This window comes from Streptomyces sp. RK9, assembly GCF_045070545.1.
Lineage (GTDB): Bacteria > Actinomycetota > Actinomycetes > Streptomycetales > Streptomycetaceae > Streptomyces > Streptomyces alboflavus.
This window is the reverse complement of sequence record NZ_CP173703.1, coordinates 3,825,966-3,851,212: the sequence shown is the minus strand read 5'-3', so window position 1 is coordinate 3,851,212 and position 25,247 is coordinate 3,825,966. Positions and strand designations below refer to the sequence as shown.

Genomic DNA, 25,247 nt, shown 5'->3' with positions numbered 1-25,247 from the left:
ATCCTAGGTACGGCGAGCGGGCGCGCGGCCGTCCGCCCCGAAGAGCCGCGCGGCCCCGTGGCTCACAGCGCGGCGGCCAGCTCCGTGCCCTGCTTGATGGCGCGCTTGGCGTCGAGCTCGGCGGCCACGTCGGCGCCGCCGATGAGGTGCGCGTCCACGCCGGCGGCGATCAGCTCCTCGTAGAGGCCGCGGCGGGGCTCCTGGCCGGTGCAGAGGACGACCGTGTCGACGGGGATGGTCCGCTGTTCGTCGCCGACAGTGATGTGCAGGCCCTCGTCGTCGATGCGGTCGTAGGTGGCGCCGTTGACCATGGCGACGCCGCGGTGGCGCAGCTCGGTGCGGTGGATCCAGCCGGTGGTCTTGCCGAGGCCCTGGCCGACCTTCGACGTCTTGCGCTGGAGGAGGTGGACGGTGCGGGGCGGGGCGGGCCTGACGGGCTCGGTGAGGCCGCCGCGGTCGCGGTAGTCCATGTCGACGCCCCACTGCTTGAAGTACGTCGCCGGGTCCAGGCTCGCCTTGTCGCCGCTGTCGGTGAGGTACTCGGCGACGTCGAAGCCGATGCCGCCCGCGCCAACGATCGCGACCCGCTCCCCCACGGGCGCGCCGTCGCGCAGGACGTCCAGGTAGCTGACGACACTGGCGTGGTCGACGCCGGGGATCTCGGGGGTGCGGGGCGTGACGCCGGTGGCGATCACGACCTCGTCGTACCCGGCGGCGGCGAGCTGGTCCGCCGTCACGCGGGTGTTCAACCGGACGTCCACACCGCGGAGTTCGAGCTGGGTTCGGAAGTAGCGCAGCGTCTCGTCGAACTCCTCCTTGCCGGGGACCTTGCGGGCGATGTTGAGCTGCCCGCCGACCTCGGACGCGGCGTCGTACAGCGTCACGTGGTGGCCGCGCTCGGCCGCGGAGACCGCGCAGGCGAGCCCGGCGGGTCCTGCGCCGACGACGCCGACGCGCTTGGCGCGGCGGGTCGGGGCGAGCACGAGCTCCGTCTCGTGGCAGGCGCGCGGGTTCACCAGGCAGGAGGTGATCTGCAGGCTGAAGGTGTGGTCGAGGCAGGCCTGGTTGCAGCCGATGCAGGTGTTGATGGCGTCGGCCTGCTCGGCCCGCGCCTTGGCGACGAAGTCCGGGTCGGCGAGCAGCGGGCGGGCGAGCGAGACCATGTCGGCGGCGCCGTCGGCGAGCAACTGCTCGGCGAGTTCGGGGGTGTTGATGCGGTTGGTGGTGACGAGGGGGACGGACACCTCGCCCATGACCTTCTGCGTCACGAAGGTGTAGGCGCCGCGCGGCACGGAGGTGGCGATGGTCGGGATGCGGGCCTCGTGCCAGCCGATGCCGGTGTTGATGATCGTGGCGCCCGCGGCCTCGATCTCCTTGGCGAGCTGGACGACCTCGGCGAGCGTGGAGCCGCCGGGCACGAGGTCGAGCATCGAAAGACGGTAGATGATGATGAAGTCGGGGCCGACGCGTTCGCGGGTGCGGCGGACGATCTCGACGGGGAAGCGGACGCGGTTCTCATAGGCGCCGCCCCAGCGGTCGGTGCGCCGGTTGGTCGGCGCCGCGATGAACTCGTTGATCAAGTAGCCCTCGGAGCCCATGACTTCGACGCCGTCGTAGCCCGCGAGCTTGGCCAGCTCGGCGGCCCGCACGAAGTCCTCGACGGTCTGCTCGACCTCCTCGTCCTCCAGGGCGCGCGGCGGGAACGGGCTGATGGGCGCCTGGATGGCGCTCGGCGCGACGAGCTGCTCGTGGTAGGCGTACCGCCCGAAGTGCAGGATCTGCATCGCGATCCGGCCGCCCTCGCGGTGCACGGCCGCGGTGACGCCCGCGTGCTTCTCCGCCTCGGCCTCGGTGGTCAGCTTGGCGCCGCCCTCATACGGCCGCCCGGCGTCGTTCGGGGCGATGCCGCCGGTGACGATGAGGCCGACGCCGCCGCGGGCGCGGGTCGCGTAGAACTCGGCCATGCGCGCGAACCCGTCGGGCGCCTCCTCAAGGCCCACGTGCATGGAGCCCATCAGGACCCGGTTGGGCAGGGTCGTGAAGCCCAGGTCGAGGGGGCTGAGCAGGTGCGGGTAGCGGCTCACTGAGCTCATGCGGTACGGCCTCTTTCGTCCACGTACGCCGGGGCGGCGGCGTCGTCGGTGTCGTCGCAACAGTTGTAGGACAGCCCACGGCTTTATGCAACTAGTTGCACAGACGGTCGGCCCGCGCGAGACGGAGTTCACAGCGGCCGCGCGGACTCACAGCGGCAGCGACCGCTCCCGCACCACGTGCTTCATCACGAGCGTCGAGCTGAGCCGCTGCACCCCGGGCAGCGTCGCCAGCTCCTCGTCGTACAGCTGCTGGAAGGCCCGCAGGTCCTTGCTGACGATCCGCAGCAGATAGTCGGGGTCGCCGAAGAGGCGCTGCGCCTGGACGACATGGGGGATGTCGGCGACCGCAGCCTCGAAGGCCGCCACGGTGTCCCGGTCCTCCTGGCGCATGGTGACGAAGACCAGCGACTCGAAGGTCAGGCCGACGGCCTCCGGGTCGAGCACGGCGCGGTAGCCGCGCACCGCCCCGCGGCGTTCGAGTTCGCGCAGTCTGCGGTGGCACGGAGACAGGCTCAGGCGCACCCGCGCGGCCAGTTCGGTGACGGTCAGACGGCCGTCCTTCTGCAGCTCGGCAAGGATCTGCCGGTCGACTGTGTCCATGAGGGAGATTCTTCCACCCACACCCCCTCCGACAGCGGATCTTGGGAGCACTTTTGGGCAGATCGCAACTAACCTCCCTCACGCGACCGAAAAGGGAGGGAAAAACATCCATGGCCGTCAGCTCCATCACCGCTTTCTGGGCGGTGTCCGTCCTGCTCATCCTGGTTCCCGGCGCGGACTGGGCATACGCGATATCGGCGGGACTGCGGGACCGGTCGGTGGCCCCGGCCGTCGGCGGACTGCTGCTCGGCTACGCCGGCCTCACCGCCGTCGTCGCGGCGGGCATCGCGGCCGTCGTCGCCGACCACCCGGCGGTGCTCGCCGGCCTGACGCTGCTCGGCGCGCTGTATCTGATCTGGCTGGGCGTGACGACGCTGACCCGCCCGAGCACCGCCGCCGCCACGCCGGACGGCACGTCGGGCGCCACCGCGGACGGGCCCGCGCCCTGGCAGGGCCGGGTCCTCCAGGGCGCCGGGATCAGCGGCCTCAACCCCAAGGCGCTGCTCCTCTTCCTGGCCCTGCTCCCCCAGTTCACCCGGCCCGGCACCGGCTGGCCGCTCGCCCTCCAGATCAGCACCCTCGGCCTGGTCCACATCCTCAGCTGCGGCGCCATCTACTTGTGCGTGGGCGTGCTCGCCCGTACCGTCCTGCGCACCCGCCCGGCCGCCGCCCGCGCGGTCACCCGGGTCTCCGGGGCCGCGATGGTCGTGATCGGCGCGGTCCTGGTCATCGAGCAGCTGACCTGACCGCACCCCGCCTCCCACCCGCCCCGTGAGCGCCGCGTCCGAAATCCGCCAGCCACCGGCGGCGGCACCGCGCAGACTGGACCGTGTCGGACCGGGGGAAGAAGCCCCGGACCAGGACAGACGCATCAGCGGATGTGCGGGAGAGAGGACAGGCGCGATGACAGTCCACACGACGTTCGACAGCCCCTTGGGCGAGCTGCTGCTCGTGGGCGAGGCGTCGGCGACGGCCCCCGGCGGGACGGCACTCGCCTCCCTGTCGATGCCGCGCCAGAAGGGCGGCGCGACGGTCCAGGACGGCTGGGTCCGCGACGACGAGGCCTTCACGGCGATCACGGACCAGCTCCGCGCGTACTTCGCGGGCACCCGCACGCACTTCGACATCGAGTACGCGGACGGGGCGGGCACCGACTTCCAGCGCACGGTGTGGTCCGCCCTGGACTCCGTGCCCTACGGCACCACGACCACCTACGGAAAGCTCGCGGAACGCCTCGGCCTGTCCCGCGCGGCGGTCCGCGCCCTGGGCACGGCCCTGGGCCGCAACCCGGTCCTGGTCGTGCGCCCCTGCCACCGGGTGGTCGGGGCGGACGGCTCCCTCACCGGGTACGCGGGCGGCCTCGACCGCAAGAGGCAGTTGCTGGAGCTGGAGACCGGGTGAGGGGGCACCACCGGGCGGCGCGACCGGGGCGAGGAGCGCGGGCCGGGTCGGCGGCGCGAGGGCCTGGGCCCGGGCATCAGGACCCACGGGCACCAGGACCCACAGCGCAGCCCGCGCCCCCGCGAGGTCAGGCACCCTTGGTGTAGATCCGCCCGGTCTCGTCGGTCCAGGCCTGCAGCCGCAGCACGTGGTCGTGGGCGGCCGCACCGCCGATCCCGACCGCGGCGCCACCGGCCCCGACCGCGCCACCGGCGGTGGCCACCGCCGCCCCTCCGCCGAAGGCGGCCATGCCCGCCGCGATCATGGGGATGCCGATGAAGGCGCCGATGATCGTAAGGGTCAGCAGGGCGCCGAAGAAGATCATCACGATCCCGAGCAGCACTCCGGCAAGACCGGCCCCGCCCACCGCCGCGCCCGTGGCGACACCGACCGCGCCCACCCCCATGGCCGCACCGCCGTCGGCACGGTGGGTCTGCGCGAGGAGCACGGCACCGGGCATCCGGTGGACCTGCGTCCACCCGTGCGCCCCCATCCAGCCGATGAACCGCGTCAGCTCCGCTTCCCGCCGCTCGGGGGCCACCGGCTCGCCGTAGCCCTCGAAGACGACGCGGACCGGGACATCCGGCCCCCATCGGGGCGCCTTCAGCGCCGCGGCCTCCTCGGCCTTCGTCGACCTGGCCTTCCGCGTGCTGTCCCACATGACTCCGCGCTCCGCCCGAAGCATCCCTCTTCCTCCATTACACACCCGAATTCGCCCGCTTCATCACCCACCATCCCCGCACGGAGACCCCACCATGACCGCCACCCCGAGCCACGACACCGGCCCCGCCTCCCGCGTCGACGCCACGGACTGGCACACCGTGGCCGAGGACCTCGACCAGCACGGCTGCGCCCTCACCGGCCCGCTCCTCACCCCCGACGAGTGCCGCGGGATCGCCGCCCTCTACGACGAGACGGACCGGTTCCGGTCCACCGTCGACATGGCCCGCCACCGGTTCGGGTCCGGCCAGTACCGGTACTTCGGCCACGACCTGCCCGAGCAGGTCGCCGAGCTGCGGCAGGCGTTCTATCCGCACCTGCTGGCCGTCGCTCGCGACTGGGCCGCCCGGCTCGGCCGTCCCGCGCCCTGGCCCGACACCCTGGACGCCTGGATCGAGCAGTGCCACGCGGCGGGCCAGGCCAAGTCGTCGCAGATCCTGCTGCGGTACGAGGGCGGGGACTGGAACGCCCTGCACCGCGACCTGTTCGGTGACCTCGTCTTCCCGCTCCAGGTCGTCATCGGCCTCGACACCCACGGCTCCGACTACACCGGCGGCGAGTTCCTGCTGGTCGAGCAGCGCCCCCGGGCCCAGTCGCGGGGCACGGTGACCGTGCTGCCGCAGGGCCACGGGCTCGTCTTCACCACCCGCGACCGCCCCGTGCGCTCCAGCCGCGGCTGGTCGGCGGCGCCGGTACGCCACGGCGTGAGCACGGTCCGCTCGGGGCTGCGGCGCTCCCTCGGCCTGGTCTTCCACGACGCCTAGGCACACCGCTCAGGCATGGAGCCCAGGAACACGAGGCCCAGGAGAGGGCCCCTCACTCGGGCAGGCCGACCAGCCGCGCGCTGTCCCGCCAGAGGGCCTGCGCCAGGTCGTCCCTGCGGGCCGGCTCCGACGGGTCCGTCCATGTGAGCCGTCCCCGGCGCAGGGCCGCGTAGGTGCGCCCGCTCGGGGGCGCCACGGTCCCGAGGGCGAGGTCGGCCAGGGCCTTCCCGGCGTCCGCGCGGGTGTTGAGCGTGCGGCTGAACCGCCGCAGGGGCCATCCGAGGACCGGGGTGCCGAACAGCGACCAGGCCGTCCGCAGGGGCAGCGACAGGTCCTGGGCCAGGCCGGTCCCGAACACCTGCCCGGGGTCGTAGGCGAGCGCGGTGAGCCGTCGGGCCCGGGCGTCGGGCCGTCCGGCAAGCGCGCGGACGGTGAGGACGGCGCACAGCTTGGACGCGGTGTAGGCGTGCTGTCCCGCCTTGCCCGGCCGGGTGTCGAGGCCGGGGTCGCGGTCGGGGTGCGCGAGCAGTGCGGCGTCGGCGTGCCGGGGCGTCGTGAGGGAGGCCTTGGTGGCGGGGTCGTGGGTGCCGCTCGTGGTCAGGACGACGGTCGCGCCGTCCGCGAGGTCGAACAGCAGCAGGCGCAGCATCAGGTACTGCGCGAGGTGGTTGACCGCGAACGTCGTCTCGAACCCGGCGGCGGTGCGCCCGGAGGCGTCGGGGCGCACCAGGCCGGCGTTGAGCACGAGGGCGTCGACCGGGGTGCCGCCGAGGCGCTCGCGGACGGCCGCGGCGAAGGCGCGTACGGAGTCGAGTTCCGTCAGGTCCAGCGGGACCGACTCCCCGACGGCGGCGGCGCGGCGCGACCCCAGGACGAGCCGGGTGTCGCCGGACCGGGCGAGCCGCCGCGCCGCGATCGCGCCGAATCCCGAACTGCCGCCGGTCATCACCATCGTCGGCACGCCGCCCACCTCAAACCCGTGGCTCCGGGGACCCTCTCCAGCGTACGGCGGAACCCATCCCGTGGCCCCTCCCCGCACTCCACCGAGTCAGCGCGGCCCTGCTCGGCACGGCCCCACGTCGGCACGCCCGCTCAGCGCAGCCCGCTCACCCGCAGCGTGATGTTGAGCCGCCCGGTGAGGCCGAGTTCCGGCGGCGCCGTGCCCCCGTACACCTTCGGCACCCCGTGGTACGCGAGCCGCGAGGGACCCCCGAACACCATCAGGTCGCCGCTGCGCAGCTCGACGTCGGTGTACGGCCGCGTGCGCGTCTCGGTGTTGCCGAAGCGGAAGACGCAGGTGTCGCCGAGGCTGAGCGACACGACGGGCGCCGTGGACCGCTCGTCGCTGTCGCGGTGCATGCCCATGTGGGCGTCGGCGTCGTAGAAGTTGACGAGCGCGATGTCGTACGCGTCCGCGTAGCCGCCGCCCGGACCTTCCCCGTCGCCCGCGTCCCTGCGCCCCGCGTCGTCGCCGTACGCCGCCCGCACCGCCGCCCGCCCCAGCTCCGCGAGCCACCCGGGCATCGGCTTCACCGGCGCGCCGTCACCGTCGGCGACGGTGCGGGCGTAGCCGTACGGGTACCAGTGCAGGCCCAGGCAGACCTGCCGCGCCGTCATCGTCCCGCCGCCGGGCAGCCGGACCGTGCGCAGGCCCGCCGGGGGCATCGCCCACGCCCGGCAGGCGGCGACCAGCTCCCGCTGCCGTTCGGGGCCGAGCCAGTCGGGCACGTGGACCGCGCCCGGCGCCACCTCGCCGGGCTCGCGCGGGAACAGTTCGCCGGTCACGGCCGGGGGCCCGCGTTCACGACCGCCGGACCGCCCGCAGGATCACGAACTTGCGGTTGCTCGCGGCGACTTCGACGTTCCCGAAGAGACGCTTCAGGCGCACGTGGTAGCCGAGGTGCCGGTTGCCGACCACCCACAGCTCGCCGCCGGGGCGCAGCGCGGCGCGGGCGCCGCGGAACATGCGCTGGGCGGTGGCGTCGGTGGTCGCCTGGTGGCTGTGGAAGGGCGGGTTGTTGAGGACCAGGTCCACGGACTCCGAGGGCATCGCGGTCAGCGCGTCCCCGGCGACGAAGTCGGCCTTGGCAGCGGAGTCCCGCGCGGTGTTCGCGGCGAAGGTGGCCTCGGCGGAGGCGACGGCCTGGTACGACTCGTCGACGAAGGTGACCCGGGCGTCGGGGTTGGCGACGGCCGCGGCGGTGCCGAGGATGCCGTTGCCGCAGCCCAGGTCCACGACGTGGGCGTCGCCGCTGCTCGCGGGCAGGTGCTGGAGGAGGAAGCGGGTGCCGATGTCGAGGCGTTCGGCGCAGAAGATGCCCGCGTGGTTGACGGCGGTCAGGCCCGCGCCCGCGCCGGAGTCGCCCGGCAGGACGTACGACCGGGGCCAGGGGGCGGGCCCGGGGGTGCGCCCGGGGTCAGGGGTGCTGAAGATCAGGCGGGCCTTCTGGCGGGCCAGCGAGGTGCGCGTGGGGCCGACGATCCGCTCGAAAAGATCCAGGGTCGAGGTGTGGATCTCGGTGACCATGCCGGTGCCGACGACGACGCTGCCCGCGTGCAGCGCCGGGGCGATCCGGTGCAGTTGGTCCTCCAGGAGCGCGAGGCTCTTCGGCACCCGCACCAGGAGCACGTCGACGCGCTCCGGCGGGGCGTCCCGCGTCGTCAACAGGCGGTCCCCGTCGGCCGGGAGACCGGCGCGCGCGAGGTTCGCGAGGGTGGCCTGCCGGGCGAGGTGGGAGTCGGTGATCTGCACGGGCCGGTGCGCGGCGAGGGCGGTGGTGAGGGCGCCCCACCGGTCCCCGACGACGGCGACCGTGCCGTCCAGGGCGACCGGCTTCCCGCCCTCCCCGTCCTCCCCGCCCGCGTCGTCCTCGGCGCCCGCCAGGTGCCGCAGCAGGTAGGCGTCGGCCGCGGACCAGGCCCGCAGGGTGTCGCGCGGGTCCTCCGGGAAGCGGGTGAGGTCGTACGCGCCCCATGACGTGCTCAAACGGTTCATCGTGCCCTCAGGCTAACGGAGCCCGCGCCCCGGCCGTCCCGCCAGGTGCGGGGCACCGGCCGGGCCCGCCGCGATCGGGCGGCGTGCCGCGTGGCTCATAAGGAGCGCGACCGCTGCCTGCGGGGCACCGCGACCCGGGTGCGGCGGGGGTCCGCGGGGCGGCTGCGGTCGTACACGGCGAGCACGGGCCGGTTCAGGGCGGTGCGGTCCACGACGACGGGCACGGCGTGGCGGGCGCCCTGGACGTCGTGGAAGACGACGGTGACCTCGCCGCGTCTGCCGCGCACCGGCCGCCAGCCCTCCAGGCGGGCCGCCGCGGTGCTGAAGTCGGCGCGCAGCCTGCGCAGGGCGGCGGTGCGGCGCAGGCTGACGGCGCCGCCCCACACGGCGACGAGACCGCCCGCGGCGGCGACCGACCACAGGAAGGTCAGCCAGCCCGCCACGGTGTGCCGCCCGGCGGGCACGACGAGCATGAAGTCGGTGACCGTGCCGTAGTCGACGCGTCCGTCGGACACCGCGTCGTACCAGCCCGCGGCGGCCCCGGCCGCGCTCAGGGCGATCACGGCGCCCACCGTCGCACGGTGCAGGAACCGCGCGGCGACGAATCCGAGCAGCGCGGCCGACGCGATGCCGAGTTCCGGTGCGATCGACGCGAACTGCTCGCTGCCGCAGCCCCCGCTGTCGCACGACCACACGGCGGTCGTGCCGTCGTAGGTGCTCAGGTGCCAGATGAGCCAGACCTGCCAGGCCAGCAGCACGCAGGCGAGCCCGCGCAGCGTCAGGCCGTAGGTCCTCCGGCTCAACTCCCGCCCCTGTTCTGAGTGCTGAGGCGGCGTGCGGGCCGCCGCGCGGACAATATCCGTGCAGGTTACATGCTGTGCCGGGCCGTCACCACGGCTCCGGTCCTGCCGCCGGAGCGCGGGCGGGTCCGAGGACGGGCCCTCAGCCGCGGTCGAACCAGGTGGGCCCCTCCGCCATGGCCTGCTTGATCCGGAAGAGCCCGGTCTCGTGCAGATCGGGCAGCCCGTCCAGCGGGAACCACGCGACCTCCAGGGACTCGTCGTCGTTCACGCGCGGCTCCCCGCCGACAGCCCGGCAGCGGATCGTGATGTCCATGAACTGGCAGACGTCCTCGTTGGGGTACGTGACCTGCTCGAGGGCCTCCACGAGGACCACGCGCTCGGCGACGCAGCGCACGGCGGTCTCCTCGAAGACCTCGCGCACGGCGCACGCCGCGGGCTGCTCCCCCGGGTCCGGGATGCCGCCGATGACCGACCACTTGCCGTTGTCGGCGCGGCGGCCGAGCAGGACTCTGCCCGCGTCGTCGAAGACGATCGCGGTGACTCCGGGGAGCCACAGGAGCTGATGGCCCGCGTCGGCGCGCAGGGTGCGGATGAAGTCGGGAGTAGCCATGATCCGACCCTAACCGGCGGCTCCGGCGCGACGGCGGGCGATCACCCAGCCGACCCCGGCGGCGCCGACGAGCACCAGGACGACTTCCGGCCAGACCCCGGCGCGGGTGGCGGGCGTCAGCGACGTGCGCCTGGGCACGTCCGCGACGAGCGACTCGGCGGTGAACATCCCGGTGCGCTGCGCGATCGAACCGTCGGAGCGGATCACGGCACTGACGCCGCTGGTGACGGGGACCATCACGGCCCGGCCGTGCTCGACGGCCCGCACCCGGTCTATGGCCAGCTGCTGGTACGTCATCTGGCTGCGCTCGAACGTGGCGTTGTTGCTTGGCACGGAGAGGATCTCGGCGCCTTCGCGCACCTGGTCCCTGACGACGTCGTCGAAGGCGGCCTCGTAGCAGGTCACGGGGCCGATGCCGGTGCCCGCCATGTCGAACACGGCGGGCTCCGTGCCGGGTTCGAACATCCCGGCGCGGTCGACGTCGGAGCTGAAGACGCGGAAGAAGCTCCGGTAGGGCATGTACTCGCCGAACGGCTGGAGGTGCCGCTTGTCGTAGGTGGCGCCAGGACCGGTCCTCGGGTCCCAGAGGATCTGCCGGTTGCGGGGCTTGCCGTCCTTGCCCGTGACGACGGCACCCACGGACACGGGGGCGTTGATGGCCTTGGCGGCCTTGTCGATGACTTCGTAGGCGTCGGCGTTGGCGTACGGGTCGATGTCGGAGGAGTTCTCCGGCCACAGGACGAGGTCGGGCTGCTTGGCCTTGCCCGCCTTCACGTCGGCGGCCAGGCGCAGGGTCTCGCGCACGTGGTGGTCGAGGACGGCGCGGCGCTGGGCGTTGAAGTCCAGGCCCATGCGCGGCACGTTGCCCTGGATGACGGCGACGGTCGCGGTGCCGTTCTCGGCGCCGGTGGCCACCAGCGGCATGGCGGCGGCCCCGGCGACGACGGGGGCGACGGCCAGCGCGGCGGACGCGACGAGCGCACGGTCACGCGCGCGCGGATCGGCCTTGAGACGGCGTACGACATCGGCGAGGCCGAAGCCGCAGAGCACCACCGCGAAGCCGAGCAGCGGGGTGCCGCCGAGCGAGGCGAGCGGCAGGAACAGGCCGCTGGGCTGGCTGAAGGCGACCTTGCCCCACGGGAAGCCCTCGAAGGGGAAGCGGGCCCGGGCGGCCTCGCCCGCGATCCACACGCCCGCGGCCCACACCGGCCAGGCCGGCAGCCGGGAGACGAAGGCGATGCCCAGGCCGGTCAGGCCCACGAACAGCGTCTCGGCGACGGCGAGCGCGATCCACGGCAGCGGCCCCACGTCGACGCCCGTCCAGGAGAGCAGCGGCAGGAAGTAGCCGAGGCCCATGAGCAGCCCGAGGCCGAAGCCGGACTTCGGGCGCCGCCCGTGCAGGACGAAGCCGAGGACGGCGAACGCGAAGGGGGCGAGCCACCACAGTTCCCGCGGCGCGAAGCTCAGGTACAGGAGCACACCGGCGAGCACCGCCGCCCCGCCGGGAACCAGCCGTCTGCGGATCCGCTCGGCGCGCGTCTCCGGGCCGGGCAGTGGTGCGGTCTGCTCGGGCGCTGCGCTGGGAGCGGTGGTGGCGGTCACTCGGGGAGTGTACGGCGCGTCACCTGGCCGCGGACACCGCGGTCCGGGCCGCCCGGACGCCCGCGACGCGGGCTCGTCCCGTACCTCCGCCGGATCGTTCCTGCGCAAGATCTCCACAATTGGTGGTCCCAGCCGCTAGCGTGTTCCGAAGTCCTGACGTGCGACGAGATCAAGCCATACGGTCGGGGCCGCACAGATCGGGGGCGGCGGGGGTGGGGGCGATGAAGGCATCCGCGACGCCCGCGGCGGCCACGACGGGCGGTCGGGCGGCGGAGCGGCGCGGAGGCGCGGACGTCGGCGGCATGGCGGTTCTCGCGGTGTGTGCCGCCTGGGCGCTGATCACGACCGGGGTGCGGGGCGGCCGTCCCGACGGAGTGCTGCTCGCGATCCTCGCGGTGGCGGCCGGGTACGCGGGCGGGCGCGTCGCGGGGGCGTTGCTGCCGGTCGCCGCGCCCTGCGTCGGGGCACTGGCCGGGGTCGGCCTCGCGGCGGCGGCGCCGCACGTCACGCCGGGGCCCGTCAGTTCCTCGCCGCTCGGGCCGATCGGCGCCACCGCGGCACTTCTGTCCCTGGCGGCGGGCGCGGCCTGCTGTGCGGCGTGGTCGGCGCGCGGGGCGGCGCTGCGGGCCGGTCTGCGGGTGTTCGCGGCGGGGATCGTCCTCGCGGCGGCGCTGCTCGGGTCGACGGCCGGGGTGATCGCCTGCGCCGGGATCGTGCTGTGTTCGCTGGCGGCGGCCCTCGTGCGCAGCCGGGGTCTCGGGCTCAGCGGGTTCGCGGTGGCCGCGGCGGTGGTGACGGGGCTCGCCTGGGCCGTCGCGCGCGGGGCGCTGCCGGAGGGGCTGCGGTCGTCCCTGGAGGGGCAGTTGGGCCCGTACCGGGTGCGGGTGTGGCAGGACGCGGAGGGGCTGGCGGGGGCGCATCCGGCGCTCGGCGTGGGTCCGGGGCGGTTCGGCGACGCGGCGCCGTCGGCCGCCGAGGGTGTGCTCGTGGACGACAAGCCGCATTCGGCGCTGTTGCAGCAGGGGGCCGAGCAGGGGTTCGTGGGGGTGGCGCTGCTCGCGGCCGCGTTCTGCTGGCTGCTCTTCGCGCTGTGGCGCTCGCCGCGCCCCACGCAGGTCGTCCTCTCGGCGGGCGCGGCCCTGACGGCGCTCGCGGGCGTGGCGACGGTCGGCAACGCGCTGAGCGTGACGTCGGTGACGGTGGGCGCGGGACTGCTCGCGGGCATCGCCACGGCCCGCCCCCTGCACGAGGAGCCGGAGGACGCCGAGGACCCAGCCCGGGTCAGACCGGCGCGGTCCCGGGGAGGCCGAGGCGCTCCCGGATGACGCGGACGGCCGCCTCTGCGTCGTCCACGGTGACGGTGAACTTGCGGCCGTCGCCGAGGCTGAGGACGACGCCCTCGCCGCGCCGGACGATGACGGCGGTGCCCTGCTCGGGCCGCCAGCGGTAGCCCCAGCCGCCCCAGTGCCGGGGCGTCACGGCCGGGGCGAAGTCGGCGCCGACGACGTGCGAGAGCGGGATGCGGCGGCGCGGCACCCCGATGTGCCCGCAGCGCACTTCGAGGGAGTCCTTGTCGACCTTCACGGCGACGTGCACGAACGCGAGCGTGCCGAAGAGGATCAGCAGGCCGACGGCGATGAGGCCGACGATGGACATGATCAGCGGGAGGATCCCCGACGGCCACAGGGCCTCGACGGCCAGGTCGATGCCCAGGGCGAGACACGCGGCACCGCCGCAGGCCAACAGCCACTGGCCACGGTTTCGCGCGCGTCCGGTCCAGATCTCGGGCTGCTGTTCGGAGCTGACCCGCTCGCTGGGGGCGTGGTCCGTCATGGAATCGAGAGTACTCATCTTCCGGGTCCACGGCACCGCGTCGCGGAAGGTCACTCCTCCGGTTGGACACCCGGCCCGCCCGCGTCACGGCGTCGTGGCCGGTGAGGGGCGTGGGAGCGCTGTTCCGTACGGGTACAGCGGGCGGGTACGGGTCCGGAGGTACGAGGCCCGCCTCGCCCCGGTCCGTCGAGGCCAAGGCCTGCCTCGGACCGTCTAGCGCCGCCTTGCCTCAGGCGGGCGGGCGCCGCACTTCGGCGGGCCTTCGAGCCGTCAGGCCTTGAGGAGCGGGTCGGACGCCGCGAGGAGGCGGCCTTCCGCGTACGTGAGCGCGGCGCTCGGGAGCGCTGCCTCGCGACCGCCGAGGAGCACCGTGAGGGTGCCTTCGGCGCCGTCTGCGTCCTCGGCGTCGTACGTGTCGTCCGTCTGCCTCTCGGCGTCCGTGGCGTCGACGGCGTCGATGGCTCGCTCGCGGATCCGGCGCAGCGCCTGTGCGACGACGGCTTCGGCCGAGCCGTGCAGGGCGAGGCGCTTCGCGTCCGGCTGCTGCACGGCGGCACGGATGCGTTCGGCGACCAGCTCGTAATGGGTGCAGCCCAGGACGACGGTCGTTACATCGGGCGGGGTGAGGGCGGCGGCGGCCTCGATGGCGCGCGTGATGGCTTCCTCGTCGGCCTCCTGCACGGCGGCGGCGAGGCCCGGGCAGGGCACCTCGGTGACGGAGACGCCCGCGGCGAACTCCTCGATCAGGCCGCGCTGGTAGGGGCTGCCGGTGGTGGCGGGCGTGGCCCAGATCGCGACGGGGCCGCCGGTGGCCGCGGCGGGCTTGATCGCCGGGACGGTGCCGATGACGGGCAGCTCGGGCTCCAGGCGGGCGCGCAGCGCGGGCAGGGCGTGCACGGACGCGGTGTTGCAGGCCACGATCAGCGCGTCCGGGCGGTGCGCCGCGGCGGCCTCGGCGGCGGCGAGGGCCAGCTCCGTGACCTTCTCGGGCGCGTTGCCCCAGGGCATCGTGTCCGGGTCGGAGGAGAGGACGAGGTCGGCGCCGGGGTGCGTGCGCCGTACCGCCGCGGCCGCGGCGAGCAGTCCGATACCGGAGTCCATCAGCGCGATCTTCACCCGGTCACCTTAGACGATGGGCCGGACAAGCCCGGCGGGGTGGGGCAGACTGCGGCGGATGAGCGCCGTTGTGTGGATCGCCGCCGCCTCGCTCGCCGCGTGGCTGTGGCTGCTGGTCGGACAGGGTTTCTTCTGGCGTACGGGGCACCGCCTTCCGCAGCGCCGGGACCCGAGGCGATGGCCGTCGGTGGCGGTGGTCGTCCCCGCGCGGGACGAGGCCGAGGTCCTGCCGACCAGCCTGCCGTCGCTGCTCGCGCAGGACTATCCGGGCCGGGCCGAGGTGTTCCTCGTCGACGACGGCAGCGGCGACGGCACGGGCACGCTGGCCCGGGCCCTCGCGGAGCGGTACGGCGGGCTGCCCCTGACCGTCACCTCGCCCGGTGAGCCGCCCGCGGGCTGGACCGGCAAGCTCTGGGCGGTGCGGCACGGCATGGCCCTGGCCCGCGCGCGCGAGCCCGAGTTCCTGCTGCTCACCGACGCGGACATCGCGCACAGGCCGGACAGCCTGCGGACGTTGGTGGCGGCGGCCACGACGGGCGGCTACGACCTCGTCTCGCTGATGGCGCGGCTGCGGGTGGCGAGCCTGTGGGAACGACTCGTCGTCCCCGCGTTCGTCTACTTCTTCGCGCAGCTCTATCCGTTCCGCTGGATCGCGCGGAAGGGCGGGCGGACCGCGGCGGCGGCCGGTGGCTGTGTGCTGCTGCGCGCGGACGCGGCCGAGCGGGCCAGGGTCCCCGACGTGATCCGGCACGCCGTCATCGACGACGTGGCGCTCGCCCGGGCGGTCAAGCGGTCGGGCGGACACATCTGGCTGGGGCTCGCCGACCGGGTCGACAGCGTGCGGCCCTATCCCCGGCTCGCGGACCTGTGGCGGATGGTGGCGCGCAGCGCGTACGCCCAGTTGCGGCACAGCCCGGCGCTGCTCGTCGGGACGGTGGCCGGGCTCGCCGTGGTGTATCTGGCGCCGCCGGTGGCGCTGTTCGCGGGCCTCGCGACGGGCACGGCGGGCGCCGTGCTGTGCGGTGGCCTCGCGTGGTCCGTGATGACCGCGACGTACCTGCCGATGCTGCGCTACTACCGCCAGCCCCCGTGGCTGGCGCTCACGCTGCCCGTCACGGCGTTCCTGTACCTCCTGATGACCGTGGACTCCGCGGTCCAGCACTACCGGGGTCGCGGCGCGGCCTGGAAGGGCCGCACGTACGCGCGCCCCGACACGGCCGCGCCGGAGGAGTCCCGGCCCTAGGGCCGGGACTCCCGCGGCGTGCGGGTCACTTCCGGCCGGGGGTCCAGTTCATGCCCCACCCGTAGGCGTAGTCGATGGTCCGCTGCGGGCTCACGCCGCGCTCGGGCACCAGGTAGCGGGCCTCGCGCTGGACGGTGAGTTCGCCGCCGTTGTTGGTGATGAGCGCGAGCGCGCAGACCGTGGAGGGGACCGTGCACTCGTCGAGGGAGAACTCGATGGGCGCGCCGTGCTGCGGGGTCAGCGTGACCGTGGCGTTCAGGTCGGCGAAGCTGCGCGCGCCCTCGTAGATGGTCACGAAGATGACCAGGCGCTTCAGTTCGTTCGAGTGGTCGAGGTTGACCGTGAGGTTCTCGCCGGTCGACACGGCGCCGGTGCGGTCGTCGCCGTCGAGGAGGATGTACGGCGGCTGGTTCAGCGCGCCGAAGGCGTTGCCGAGCGCCTGCACGACGCCCTTGCGGCCGTCGGAGAGCTCGAAGAGCGCGCACAGGTCGAGGTCGAGGTCCGCGTGCATGGCGACGGCACGGCCGAGCTTGCTGGCCCAGCCCTTGAACTGCTTGCGCACCTCCCAGTTGAGGTTGACGCGCAGCGCGCCCGACGTGCCGCCCTGCTTGGTCAGCGAGACCGACGGCGCCTCCTTGGTCAGCGTGACCTTGGTGAGGCGCACCGGCTGGGCGGGCGCGGCGGGGGGCGGCGGCGGGGACGCGGGGGCGGGCGCGGCGACGGGGGCGCGGGGGCGGCGACCGGCGGCGCGGGGGCCGGGGTGGGCGCGGGGGCCGGCGGGGCGGCGGGGGCGGCCTGCTGGGGCTCGTCGACCGAGATGCCGTAGTCCGTCGCCAGGCCTTCGAGGCCGCTGCTGTAGCCCTGGCCGACGGCGCGGAACTTCCAGGCGCCCTGGCGGCGGTACAGCTCACCGAGCACGAAGGCCGTCTCGACGCTGGCGTCCGCACTGTCGTAGCGCGCGATCTCCGCGCCGCTGGCGGCGTCGACGACCCGGACGTGCAGGCCGGGGACCTTGCCGAACGAGCCGCCGTCCGAGGACGCGGCCAGGACCACCGTCTCCACGGCGGGCTCCACGCGCGCGAGGTCGACGACCAGCGAGTCGGTCACGCCGCCGCCCGAGGACTGCTTGCCCTCGTGGCGCACCGCTCCGGAGGCGTGCGTCGCCTGGTTGTAGAAGACGAAGTCCGCGTCCGAGCGCACCTTCCCGGAGGCGTCGAGCAACAGCGCGGAGGCGTCGGCGTCGGGCACCCCCGGCCCGGATCCCCATCCCAATTCGACCCGCACCGCGGGTGCCGGGACGGGAACATTCGAACCTTTGGCCATTGACATGTCTGCCCCCATCACAAGTTGCCGGGTCGTCCGGGCCGCCGTTGCGTTCCGCCCAACCTATTACCTGGCATTCGAAGAGGCGTACACGCGGTCCCGGCAACGCTCCTCGACAGCCCCCGGTCGACCACGAGTAACCCCTCAGGAACGCGCTATTTACACGATCCGTACGTCGCCGCGCGACCGATTTTCCCACGTTCGCTCGCATTGGGGATACGCAGCCCCTGGCGACACGTAAAACAACCCTCTTATCGGTCTCCCCAACCAGCACATCAAGGGCTTAACTTATGGAGCATGACCTCCCCCCGCTCCACCTATGGCGGCGGTTACTACTCCGCGCCGTCCTTCCCGGACACCCCGATCTACGACTCGCTGGTCGCCGAGCGGGGCACCCCGCAGATCGCCCCGATCCGGGTCCCCTCCGCGTACGACACGGGCAGCAACCTCCCCGCCCTCCCGGCCGCGCTGCCCGCCCTGCCCTCCGGCCCCTCGGGCTATCCCGCGGCCGCCATGGCCCCGGCGCCCATGCCCGCCGCGGCCCACCCGAACCCGGCGTACGGCTACGCGCCCGCCCCGCAGCCCGCACCGCTGCAACAGGCCCCGGCGCCGTACATCCCGCAGCAGGCCGGAGCCCCGCGCGGCTATCCCGGCCCGCAGCAGCAGCGCCCGATGGGTGGTACGGGCTACGAGGCCATGCGCCCCGCGGCGCCCCGCCCGGCCCCGGCGCCGCACGAGGACCCGTACAACCGGCAGTACCGCGGCTACTGATCGGCGGCGGCCGTCGCTGTCAGTGTCCGCTGGCAGGATGGCCGCATGTCGACTCCGGCGCCCGTCTCGATCCACTCGATCCACATCCACCCGCTGAAGGCGGCCGGGGGGCACGCTGCGCGTGAGGCCGTCGTGGAGCCCTGGGGGCTCGCGGGTGACCGCAGATGGGTGTTGATCGACAGCGCGGGCCGGGCCGTGACGCAACGGCCCCATCCGCGCCTGGCGTCGGCCGCCGTCGAGCCACTGGCCGACGGCGGCATACGCGTGTCCGCGCCCGGCAGGGAGCCGCTCGCCGTCGGCGTCCCGGAGCCCGGGGAGACCGTGCCGGTGGAGTTCCTGCGGGACAAGTCCGAGGCGGTCCCGGCCGATCCCGCCGCGGACGCCTGGTTCAGCGCCTTCCTCGACCTGGACGTGCGCCTGGGGCATCTGGACGCCCCGGAGACGCGCCGCCCGATCAACGCGGCGTACAGCAGGCCCGGCGAGACCGTCTCCTTCGCCGACGCCTTCCCGTTGCTGCTCACCACGCTGTCCTCGCTGGACGCGCTGAACTCCCTCATCGCGCAGGGCGACCACGCGGACGAGGGCCCGCTGCCCATGAACCGGTTCCGGCCGAATGTCGTCGTGCAGGGCGTCGCGCCCTGGGCGGAGGACGACTGGTCCCGCCTCGCCGTCGGCGACGTGGAGTTCCGCGTGGCCAGGAAGTGCGCGCGGTGCGTCGTCACGACCACCGACCAGCGCACCGCCGAGCGCGGCAAGGAGCCGCTGCGCACCCTCGCCCACCATCGCCGCAGCGGTGACCAGTTGCTCTTCGGTCTGAATCTGATCCCGGAATCGACCGGAACCATTCGAATCGGTGACCCGCTGACGATCCTCGAATGAACGCCGCCGTGGCGGGGAACTCGACGTCGGTGAAAGGACGTTGAAGCCGATGGTGGCTCGGTGAGGCCCGGCTGCCCCACCCGCGGCGCGCGGGCGGGGCCCGGCGGGGTGAGGGCGCGCGGTCGCGCGGGGTGATGTCGCTCTCTCTTCCCGCCTTCCGGGCGTGCGCCGTGCCGTTCGCGGTTATCACGGACGCGGAAGGGGGTGCAGGACTGTGCGAGCGATCGCCGGACTCTGGCGCTGGCGCCACAATCCGCTGCGCCGCGGCACCGACCTCGCCGAGGCCTGGCTCGCGCTCGCCGCCCTCGTGCTGATCGTCGTCGCCGCCCCCGTCGTCGGCGCGGTCGCCGGTGTCCTGACCCACGACGCGCTGCTGCGGTCGGTCCAGGCCCAGCGCGAGGCCCGGCACAGCGTCACCGCCACCGTCCTGCAGAAGCTCGACCAGCCCCCGCTCGACCCCGACCCCGAGACTTCCTCGGCGCGCGACGCGCACCGCCGGGTGCTGGCGAGCTGGACCGGACCGGACGGCTCGGGCCGCGCGGGCACGGTCGCGTCCGACCTCAAGTCCCCGCACCCCGGCGACCGGTTCCGGGTCTGGACCGACGCCGAGGGCAACATCGTCGGCCGCCCCCTGGACACCGCCACGGCCACCACCCACGCCGCCCTGGCCGGCCTCGGCGCCGCCCTCGCCTGCGCCGGTCTCGTCGAAGGCACCCGCCGCCTGATCGTCTGGCGCGCGGTCCGCCGCCGGTACGCCCGCTGGGACCAGGCCTGGGACAAGGCGGGGCCGGACTGGGGACGGGCGGGGACGGGAGCGTAGCCGAGCGTGGGCGCTTCGGGCAGGCGGGGGCGTGGCCTTGGGCAGGCCGGGTGTGGGCAGTCGGGCGGGCGAACCCGGTGACGCCGGGGAATGTGGGCGCGGACAGTCGCGCACGCGAGCGTCGGGCACTTGAGCGACGAAGGAGCGAGCGGGTACGGCTCCTGAGGGAGGCGAGCGCAGACGCTCGCGGGGGCGTACTTCGGCACACTTGGGCGAGACACTTGGGCGAGCGAGCACGGAAGCGCCGGAGCGGCGTGGACGCCGACACCCCGGCAGGCGTCCACACGAACCGCCCGCGCGGGGCGAGCACCGGCGGCACCCGAAGGCGCGAGCACGACATCCCTTGAGCAGCCGAGCACCGCGCCGGCGCCCCTCGCCCGGCAACCGCGGCCAAGCCACCCCAGACACCCACGTACACGCACACGCCACCCCCCGACCGAGCCGCCCCGGACACCCGCGCACCCGACCAGCACGCGCTTGCGCAGGTGGGACCGTCCCGTGGGCCCGGCCATCAGGTCAACTCCCCCTCCCTCCGCGCGCTACGGTGGACCGGGCGAACTCTTCGGTCTCCTTGCGCGCGGGCGCGAGGTCCCGCGAACTTCGAGGTGGGGGCAGAGCAACTCCATGGCACAGGGCACGGTCCAGGTGACGCACACCGGTACGTCGCGGTGGCGGCGCCGCACAGGCGAGTACGCATCGCTGGCGGCCGCCCTGGAGGCCGCGGGCGACGGGGACGTCCTGACCGTGGCCCCGGGGACGTACCGCGAGAACCTCGTCGTGCAGCGCGCGGTGACGCTGCGCGGCCCCGAGGGCTCCCCCGGTTCCGTGCGCATCGCGCCGGTGGACGGGGTGCCGCTGACGGTACGGGCGTCCGCGCTCGTGCAGGACCTCCATGTGGAGGGCCAGGACTCGGCCGCGCCCGCGCTGCTCATCGAGGACGGCGCCCCTGAGCTGACGGACGTGCGGGTGATGACGCGCTCCGCCGCCGGGATCGAGGTGCGCGGCGGCGCCCGCCCGACACTGCGCCGCTGCACGGTCGACAACCCGGGCGGCATCGGCATCGGCGTGCTCGACGGCGGCGGCGGGGTGTTCGAGGAGTGCGAGGTCGTCTCCGCGGGCCAGTCCGGCGTCGCGGTGCGCGGCGGCGGGCACCCGCGCCTGGAGCGCTGCCGGGTGCACCACGCCTCGGGCGCCGGTCTGTCCGTCACCGGTGAGGGCAGCGGCCTGGAGGCCGTCGGCTGCGAGGTGTACGAGATCAAGGGCTCGGGCGTGCAGATCACCGCGCGGGCCACGGCGCACCTGACGGACTGCGACGTGCACCGCACCACGTCCGACGGCGTCACGCTCGACACCGACGCCGTCCTCACCCTCGCCGACTGCCGCATCCACGACATCCCGGAGAACGCCGTCGACCTGCGCTCGCGCTCGGTCCTGACGCTGACGCGCACCACCGTCCGCGAGTTCGGCCGCAACGGCCTGTCGGTGTGGGACCCGGGCACGCGCGTCGACGCCAACCAGTGCGAGATCCACGACAGCACGGGCGACTATCCGGCCGTGTGGGTCAGCGACGGCGCGACGGCCGTCCTGGAGTCGTGCCGGGTGCACGACGTGCCGGACGCGCTGTTCGTCCTGGACCGGGGGTCACGCGTCGATGTCATAGACAGTGACCTGACGCAGGTGCGCAACACGGCGGTGTCGGTGAGCGACGGCGCGACCGCCCAGCTGGACGACGTACGCATCCGCGAGGCCGCGACCGGCGCCTGGTTCCGCGACCACGGCAGCGGCGGCGTCCTCGCGGGCTGCACGGTCGACGGCACCCAGACGGGCGTGATCGTCACCAAGGGCGCCGACCCCACGATCGAGCGGTGCACCGTCACCTCCCCCGCCGAGGCGGGCTTCTACGTCTCCGCGGGCGGTCGCGGCAGCATGGACCGCTGCAAGGTCGTCGGCAGCGGGGGCTACGGCTTCCATGTGATCGACGGCTGTCGTACGACGCTGCGCAGGTGCCGTACGGAGCGCTGCGCGCGCGGAGGCTACGAATTCGCGGAGGACGGGCCGCTCGTCGAGGACTGCACGAGCGACGAGAGCGCGAGCGTCCGCCCCGCCGCGCCGGAGCCGGTCACGCAGACGGCCACGCAGTCCGCGGGGCTGCTCGGCGCGGTGCCCGCACGGCGCGAGCCGCAGGAGCCCGTCCCGACCGTTCCCGAGCAGGAGTCGCGCTCGTCGAAGGACGTGCTCGGCGAACTCGACACGCTGGTCGGCCTGGAGAGCGTCAAGCGCGAGGTGCGGGCCCTCACCGACATGATCGAGGTGGGACGGCGCCGCCAGGAGGCAGGCCTGAAGGCGGCCTCCGTCCGCCGCCACCTGGTGTTCACGGGCTCCCCCGGCACCGGCAAGACGACCGTCGCCCGGCTCTACGGCGAGATCCTCGCCTCGCTGGGCGTCCTGGAGCGCGGCCATCTCGTCGAGGTGTCCCGCGTGGACCTGGTCGGCGAGCACATCGGCTCGACGGCGATCCGCACCCAGGAGGCCTTCGAACGGGCCCGTGGCGGCGTGCTGTTCATCGACGAGGCGTACGCCCTGTCCCCCGAGGACTCCGGGCGGGACTTCGGCCGCGAGGCCATCGACACGCTCGTGAAGCTGATGGAGGACCAGCGCGACGCGGTGGTGGTCATCGTCGCGGGCTACACGGCGGAGATGAGCCGGTTCCTGTCCGTCAACCCCGGTGTGGCGTCCCGCTTCTCGCGCACCATCACCTTCGGCGACTACGCGCCCGACGAGCTGCTTCGCATCGTCGAGCAGCAGGCCGATGAGCACGAGTACACGCTCGGCCCGGGCACGGGCGAGGCGTTGCTCAAGTACTTCACGGCGATCCCGAAGGGCCCGGCGTTCGGCAACGGCCGCACGGCGCGGCAGACGTTCGAGGCGATGGTGGAGCGCCACGCGGGCCGGGTCGCGCAGCTCGGCGCGCCGAGCACGGACGACCTCACCCTGCTGTACTCGGACGACCTGCCGGACCTTCCGGACCTGCTGTAGCTTCGGGCGTCGCCGCCACGGCCGGGGTCCCGTCCACCCCCGCAGCGGCTTCGCGCGCCCCCGCGCCCTCCGGCCTCGGCCCCGGCACCGCCGGCCGCAGCCGGGCGAGCAGCCGCCCCCGTTCCTCCGCGAACGCCGGGTCGGCCTGGTAGTCGCCGTGCCCGAGGATCGGCGCGGGCAGCGGGTGGGCCTCGGTGCGGCCGTAGGCGAGCGGGTCCTTCAGGGGCTCCCGGTCGACCTGCGGGCCGCAGTCGCCGTGCAGTCGGACGGGGCCGCCGATGGGGTCGGTGGGGCGGTGCAGGTTGCGCCAGCAGTCGACCTCGCGGTGCAGGGAGCTGAGGGCGGCGGGCCCGAAGTGCGCGGGGAACCAGCGGCCGTAGAGGCGCTCCAGCGGTGAGCCGTACGTGAGCAGTGCGACGCGTTTGCGTACGGAGGGCAGCAGTTGCCAGGCCGCTGCCGCCGCGAGGACGCTGCCCTGCGAGTGGCCGGAGAGGACCAGGCGGCCGCCGGTGGCGCGCGTCCAGGTGTGCATGCGCCAGGTCAGGTCGGGCACCGCGCGCTCCGCGTAGCAGGGCGGCGCGAAGGGGTGGGCGGCGCGCGGCCAGAACGTGCCGACGTCCCACAGGATGCCGATGGTGCGGCGGGCCGAGGGGTCGCGGTAGGCGCGGCGGCCCCAGGTGACGAACAGTATGAAGCCGAGGCCGATCAGCCAGGACCCCAGCGCCTGCGCGGTCTCGGCGGTGCCCTCGACGAAGCCGGGCGCGCTCTTCGCCGCCTCCCCCGGCACCTCGCCGGTGGCCCAGGCGCCGATCAGGGCCGCCGCGCCGAGCAGCAGCGTCGCGGCCGAGGTCACGCCGACGATCAGCGGCACCCGGTCGGTGAGGGCGGCGCCCGCGCGGGTGCTCGCGACGCGGCGCGTACGGGCGGTGTCGGGGCGCTCGTCGGGGTAGTCGCGCGGCACCTGGGCCAGCTCCCGGCGCAGCCGCTGGGCGGTGCGCACCGCGAGCCATCCGCACAGGGCGGCGACGACCACGAGCAGCGGCGGGATGACGGAGGCCTGCCAGGTGAGGAGCGCGGGCGGGCCGTCGATCGAGCCGCCCGCGCCGGGCGAGCCCGACCCGTCGAGCCAGTCGGCGACGCGCTGCGAGCCGCCGCCCGACATCACGCCGCCGAGGGCGCAGGCCAGCATGGCGACGGCGGGGCCGCCGAGGCCGCGGATGGCGGTGCGGGCGTCCGGGGACGTGCGGTGGATGTGGGTGGCGACCACGGCGAGGGCGAGCACCAGGGCGCCCTGGACGAGGGTGATGCCGCCGAACGTCGTGTTGCCGGGCAGCCGTCCGGCCGAGGTCCAGCCGGGGCGGGACCATCCGGCGTACAGGACGGCGAGGACGAGCAGGGCGAGGGCGGCGAGCGGCAGCCGGCGCACCAGGGTGCGGTCAAGACGCCGGTCGAGGCGGTTCTCGCTGCGGCCGCGGCGGCACACCACCCACACGACGACGGCTCCCCCGGCGACCAGGGCCGCCTCCAGGGCCCAGCCGAGGACGTCGAGGAGTGCGGGCCCGCCGGCCCTGCGGTCGTACCGGGCCGCCGAGGCGCCGACGGCGGCGGCGACCGTCAGGAGGCCCGCAGCCGTGTGGGCGGCGCGCAGCCGGGCGACGAGCCTGCGGCCGTACCAGAAGCCGGGCCTGCCCAGGGCGTTGCGGCTGGTCTCCTCCGGGTCCGGCTGGTGCGGCAGGGGCTGCTGGGACTCGTACGCGCTCCAGGTGCGGTGGGACAGGTACCAGAGCAGGCCGGTGAGCGCGGCGGGAAGGAGCGCGGCGAGCGCGAGGCGGCGGCCGGGCTGCGACCACCAGCCGCCGCCCCCGGCGGACTCGGGCGCGAGGAAGCCGAGCCAGGAGTGGTCGTCGACGCACGCGCGGGTGCCCGCGCACTGCCAGGCCGTCAGGTCGATGGCGATCTCGCAGGCGGCGGCGACCAGGAGCACGGTGAGGGTGAGGGCGATCAGGCGCACCAGGAGGCCGTACGTCCGCACGGCGCGCTGGGCGCGGCGGGCCGTGGGCCGCATCCAGTGGGCGAGGTTGACCACCATGAACGGCAGGAGCAGCAGCCACAGGGCGCGGGAGCCGTTGCCCGAGGTCAGGTTGGACCAGACGTAGGCCTCCGGGACCGGGTGGTCGCGGTGGTCGGCCGGGCGGGACTCGGCGTCCACGTCGTCGGTGCGGCGGTGGACGGCGGCGGTGCCGTCGCCGGACACGCGGACCGTGCGGGGGTCGCCGAGCATCTCCTCGGGCGTGGTGCCGCCGACGCCGTGGACGAGGAGCTCCAGGGCGATCGGCTCGGCGTCCCCGCCGTGGTCCGGGTGTGCCGTGGGACCCGGGCCGTCTGGCTGGTTCGGGTGTGCCGGTCCGTTCTTGCGGGCGGTCCGGGCCGCCGTGGCGCGCTCCACTGTTCCGCTTCCCCCGAGTCGTGCGCTGTCATGGGCCGTGTGCGGGCCATGCAAGCAGTGCAGGGACACAAGGATCGCCGTTTCCCGCCCCGCACGCAGCCACCCTCACGTAATCTCCCCCTTCGGCAGCTCCCCCTTCCGGATGGTGGGGCC

21 protein-coding genes and 1 pseudogene are annotated in these 25,247 nt (G+C 74.4%); 9 read left to right on the top strand and 13 right to left on the bottom strand.

Annotated features, from left to right (window positions below):
• Nucleotides 1–62: 62 nt before the first annotated feature.
• Nucleotides 63–2,084, bottom strand: a complete 2,022-nt coding sequence (locus tag AB6L24_RS15930; protein ID WP_405657183.1) for an FAD-dependent oxidoreductase — start codon at nt 2,082–2,084, stop codon at nt 63–65.
• Nucleotides 2,085–2,240: 156 nt separating this feature from the next.
• Nucleotides 2,241–2,693, bottom strand: a complete 453-nt coding sequence (locus AB6L24_RS15925; RefSeq protein ID WP_030357535.1) for an Lrp/AsnC family transcriptional regulator — start codon at nt 2,691–2,693, stop codon at nt 2,241–2,243.
• A gap of 110 nt (nt 2,694–2,803) precedes the next feature.
• On the opposite strand from AB6L24_RS15925, the gene AB6L24_RS15920 reads away from it, so the two are divergent.
• Complete coding sequence (locus AB6L24_RS15920; protein ID WP_405655895.1) at nt 2,804–3,439, top strand: LysE family translocator; 636 nt, start codon at nt 2,804–2,806, stop codon at nt 3,437–3,439.
• 157 nt (nt 3,440–3,596) lie between these two features.
• Nucleotides 3,597–4,094, top strand: coding sequence for a methylated-DNA--[protein]-cysteine S-methyltransferase (locus AB6L24_RS15915; RefSeq protein ID WP_405655893.1), 498 nt, complete (start codon nt 3,597–3,599; stop codon nt 4,092–4,094).
• 127 nt (nt 4,095–4,221) lie between these two features.
• Here AB6L24_RS15915 and AB6L24_RS15910 read toward each other — a convergent pair whose 3' ends face one another.
• Nucleotides 4,222–4,794, bottom strand: coding sequence for a hypothetical protein (locus AB6L24_RS15910; protein ID WP_405655892.1), 573 nt, complete (start codon nt 4,792–4,794; stop codon nt 4,222–4,224).
• A 94-nt stretch (nt 4,795–4,888) separates the two neighbouring features.
• Between AB6L24_RS15910 and AB6L24_RS15905 the strand changes: the two genes are divergently transcribed.
• Nucleotides 4,889–5,617 carry a 2OG-Fe(II) oxygenase gene (locus AB6L24_RS15905; RefSeq protein ID WP_405655891.1) on the top strand — a complete coding sequence of 243 codons (729 nt, stop codon included), beginning with the start codon at nt 4,889–4,891 and terminating at the stop codon, nt 5,615–5,617.
• Between the two features lie 52 nt (nt 5,618–5,669).
• Here AB6L24_RS15905 and AB6L24_RS15900 read toward each other — a convergent pair whose 3' ends face one another.
• The 6 genes from AB6L24_RS15900 to lnt all read right to left on the bottom strand — a co-directional run bounded on the left by AB6L24_RS15900 (nt 5,670) and on the right by lnt (nt 11,627).
• Entirely contained in the window at nt 5,670–6,569 is a 900-nt protein-coding gene (locus AB6L24_RS15900) for an SDR family NAD(P)-dependent oxidoreductase (protein ID WP_405657181.1), read from the bottom strand.
• Nucleotides 6,570–6,709: 140 nt separating this feature from the next.
• Entirely contained in the window at nt 6,710–7,402 is a 693-nt protein-coding gene (locus tag AB6L24_RS15895; RefSeq protein ID WP_405655890.1) for an alpha-ketoglutarate-dependent dioxygenase AlkB family protein, read from the bottom strand.
• Between the two features lie 16 nt (nt 7,403–7,418).
• Nucleotides 7,419–8,612, bottom strand: coding sequence for a methyltransferase (locus tag AB6L24_RS15890; protein ID WP_405655888.1), 1,194 nt, complete (start codon nt 8,610–8,612; stop codon nt 7,419–7,421).
• A 95-nt stretch (nt 8,613–8,707) separates the two neighbouring features.
• Complete coding sequence (locus tag AB6L24_RS15885; protein WP_380853537.1) at nt 8,708–9,415, bottom strand: hypothetical protein; 708 nt, start codon at nt 9,413–9,415, stop codon at nt 8,708–8,710.
• Nucleotides 9,416–9,554: 139 nt separating this feature from the next.
• Nucleotides 9,555–10,025: an NUDIX domain-containing protein gene (locus tag AB6L24_RS15880; protein ID WP_380853539.1), complete on the bottom strand. Its 471-nt coding sequence runs from the start codon at nt 10,023–10,025 to the stop codon at nt 9,555–9,557.
• Nucleotides 10,026–10,034: 9 nt separating this feature from the next.
• Entirely contained in the window at nt 10,035–11,627 is a 1,593-nt protein-coding gene (gene lnt / locus AB6L24_RS15875; RefSeq protein ID WP_405655886.1) for an apolipoprotein N-acyltransferase, read from the bottom strand.
• A gap of 221 nt (nt 11,628–11,848) precedes the next feature.
• Between lnt and AB6L24_RS15870 the strand changes: the two genes are divergently transcribed.
• Nucleotides 11,849–12,952, top strand: a complete 1,104-nt coding sequence (locus AB6L24_RS15870) for an O-antigen ligase family protein (protein ID WP_405655884.1) — start codon at nt 11,849–11,851, stop codon at nt 12,950–12,952.
• Here the strand turns inward: AB6L24_RS15870 and AB6L24_RS15865 are convergent.
• Together AB6L24_RS15865 and AB6L24_RS15860 are read right to left on the bottom strand one after the other, a co-directional pair.
• Complete coding sequence (locus AB6L24_RS15865; protein ID WP_405655882.1) at nt 12,909–13,460, bottom strand: hypothetical protein; 552 nt, start codon at nt 13,458–13,460, stop codon at nt 12,909–12,911. The two genes, AB6L24_RS15870 and AB6L24_RS15865, sit on opposite strands and share 44 nt — an antisense overlap.
• A gap of 270 nt (nt 13,461–13,730) precedes the next feature.
• Complete coding sequence (locus AB6L24_RS15860; RefSeq protein ID WP_405655881.1) at nt 13,731–14,576, bottom strand: glutamate racemase; 846 nt, start codon at nt 14,574–14,576, stop codon at nt 13,731–13,733.
• 58 nt (nt 14,577–14,634) lie between these two features.
• Here AB6L24_RS15860 and AB6L24_RS15855 point away from each other — a divergent pair, with 58 nt between their 5' ends.
• Nucleotides 14,635–15,819 (top strand): glycosyltransferase, encoded by a 1,185-nt coding sequence (locus AB6L24_RS15855; protein WP_405655880.1) that lies wholly within the window; start codon nt 14,635–14,637, stop codon nt 15,817–15,819.
• Between the two features lie 25 nt (nt 15,820–15,844).
• Here the strand turns inward: AB6L24_RS15855 and AB6L24_RS15850 are convergent.
• A pseudogene (locus AB6L24_RS15850) lies at nt 15,845–17,148 on the bottom strand (TerD family protein).
• A 291-nt stretch (nt 17,149–17,439) separates the two neighbouring features.
• Between AB6L24_RS15850 and AB6L24_RS15845 the strand changes: the two are divergent.
• From AB6L24_RS15845 to AB6L24_RS15830, 4 genes are all read left to right on the top strand, one after another.
• A complete protein-coding gene (locus tag AB6L24_RS15845; protein ID WP_405655878.1) occupies nt 17,440–17,913 on the top strand; it encodes a DUF6643 family protein in 474 nt (157 codons plus the stop codon).
• 45 nt (nt 17,914–17,958) lie between these two features.
• Nucleotides 17,959–18,792, top strand: a complete 834-nt coding sequence (locus AB6L24_RS15840) for an MOSC domain-containing protein (protein WP_405655876.1) — start codon at nt 17,959–17,961, stop codon at nt 18,790–18,792.
• A gap of 214 nt (nt 18,793–19,006) precedes the next feature.
• On the top strand, nt 19,007–19,612 hold the full coding sequence (locus AB6L24_RS15835) for a hypothetical protein (protein WP_405655874.1): 606 nt from the start codon (nt 19,007–19,009) through the stop codon (nt 19,610–19,612).
• A gap of 624 nt (nt 19,613–20,236) precedes the next feature.
• Entirely contained in the window at nt 20,237–22,648 is a 2,412-nt protein-coding gene (locus AB6L24_RS15830) for a right-handed parallel beta-helix repeat-containing protein (RefSeq protein WP_405655873.1), read from the top strand.
• Here the strand turns inward: AB6L24_RS15830 and AB6L24_RS15825 are convergent.
• Nucleotides 22,599–24,980 carry a hypothetical protein gene (locus AB6L24_RS15825; RefSeq protein WP_405657179.1) on the bottom strand — a complete coding sequence of 794 codons (2,382 nt, stop codon included), beginning with the start codon at nt 24,978–24,980 and terminating at the stop codon, nt 22,599–22,601. The two genes, AB6L24_RS15830 and AB6L24_RS15825, sit on opposite strands and share 50 nt — an antisense overlap.
• Nucleotides 24,981–25,247: the final 267 nt, after the last annotated feature.

What these genes read in the sequence shown, in the direction of transcription:
- AB6L24_RS15915 (WP_405655893.1), top strand. Translation starts at nt 3,597, where the DNA reads ATGACAGTCCACACGACGTTCGACAGCCCCTTGGGCGAGCTGCTGCTC.
- AB6L24_RS15830 (WP_405655873.1), top strand. Translation starts at nt 20,237, where the DNA reads ATGGCACAGGGCACGGTCCAGGTGACGCACACCGGTACGTCGCGGTGG.
- AB6L24_RS15880 (WP_380853539.1), bottom strand. Translation starts at nt 10,025, where the DNA reads ATGGCTACTCCCGACTTCATCCGCACCCTGCGCGCCGACGCGGGCCAT.
- AB6L24_RS15920 (WP_405655895.1), top strand. Translation starts at nt 2,804, where the DNA reads ATGGCCGTCAGCTCCATCACCGCTTTCTGGGCGGTGTCCGTCCTGCTC.
- AB6L24_RS15905 (WP_405655891.1), top strand. Translation starts at nt 4,889, where the DNA reads ATGACCGCCACCCCGAGCCACGACACCGGCCCCGCCTCCCGCGTCGAC.
- AB6L24_RS15900 (WP_405657181.1), bottom strand. Translation starts at nt 6,569, where the DNA reads ATGGTGATGACCGGCGGCAGTTCGGGATTCGGCGCGATCGCGGCGCGG.
- AB6L24_RS15855 (WP_405655880.1), top strand. Translation starts at nt 14,635, where the DNA reads ATGAGCGCCGTTGTGTGGATCGCCGCCGCCTCGCTCGCCGCGTGGCTG.
- AB6L24_RS15890 (WP_405655888.1), bottom strand. Translation starts at nt 8,612, where the DNA reads ATGAACCGTTTGAGCACGTCATGGGGCGCGTACGACCTCACCCGCTTC.
- AB6L24_RS15925 (WP_030357535.1), bottom strand. Translation starts at nt 2,693, where the DNA reads ATGGACACAGTCGACCGGCAGATCCTTGCCGAGCTGCAGAAGGACGGC.
- AB6L24_RS15840 (WP_405655876.1), top strand. Translation starts at nt 17,959, where the DNA reads ATGTCGACTCCGGCGCCCGTCTCGATCCACTCGATCCACATCCACCCG.
- AB6L24_RS15910 (WP_405655892.1), bottom strand. Translation starts at nt 4,794, where the DNA reads ATGTGGGACAGCACGCGGAAGGCCAGGTCGACGAAGGCCGAGGAGGCC.
- AB6L24_RS15870 (WP_405655884.1), top strand. Translation starts at nt 11,849, where the DNA reads ATGAAGGCATCCGCGACGCCCGCGGCGGCCACGACGGGCGGTCGGGCG.
- AB6L24_RS15845 (WP_405655878.1), top strand. Translation starts at nt 17,440, where the DNA reads ATGACCTCCCCCCGCTCCACCTATGGCGGCGGTTACTACTCCGCGCCG.
- AB6L24_RS15865 (WP_405655882.1), bottom strand. Translation starts at nt 13,460, where the DNA reads ATGACGGACCACGCCCCCAGCGAGCGGGTCAGCTCCGAACAGCAGCCC.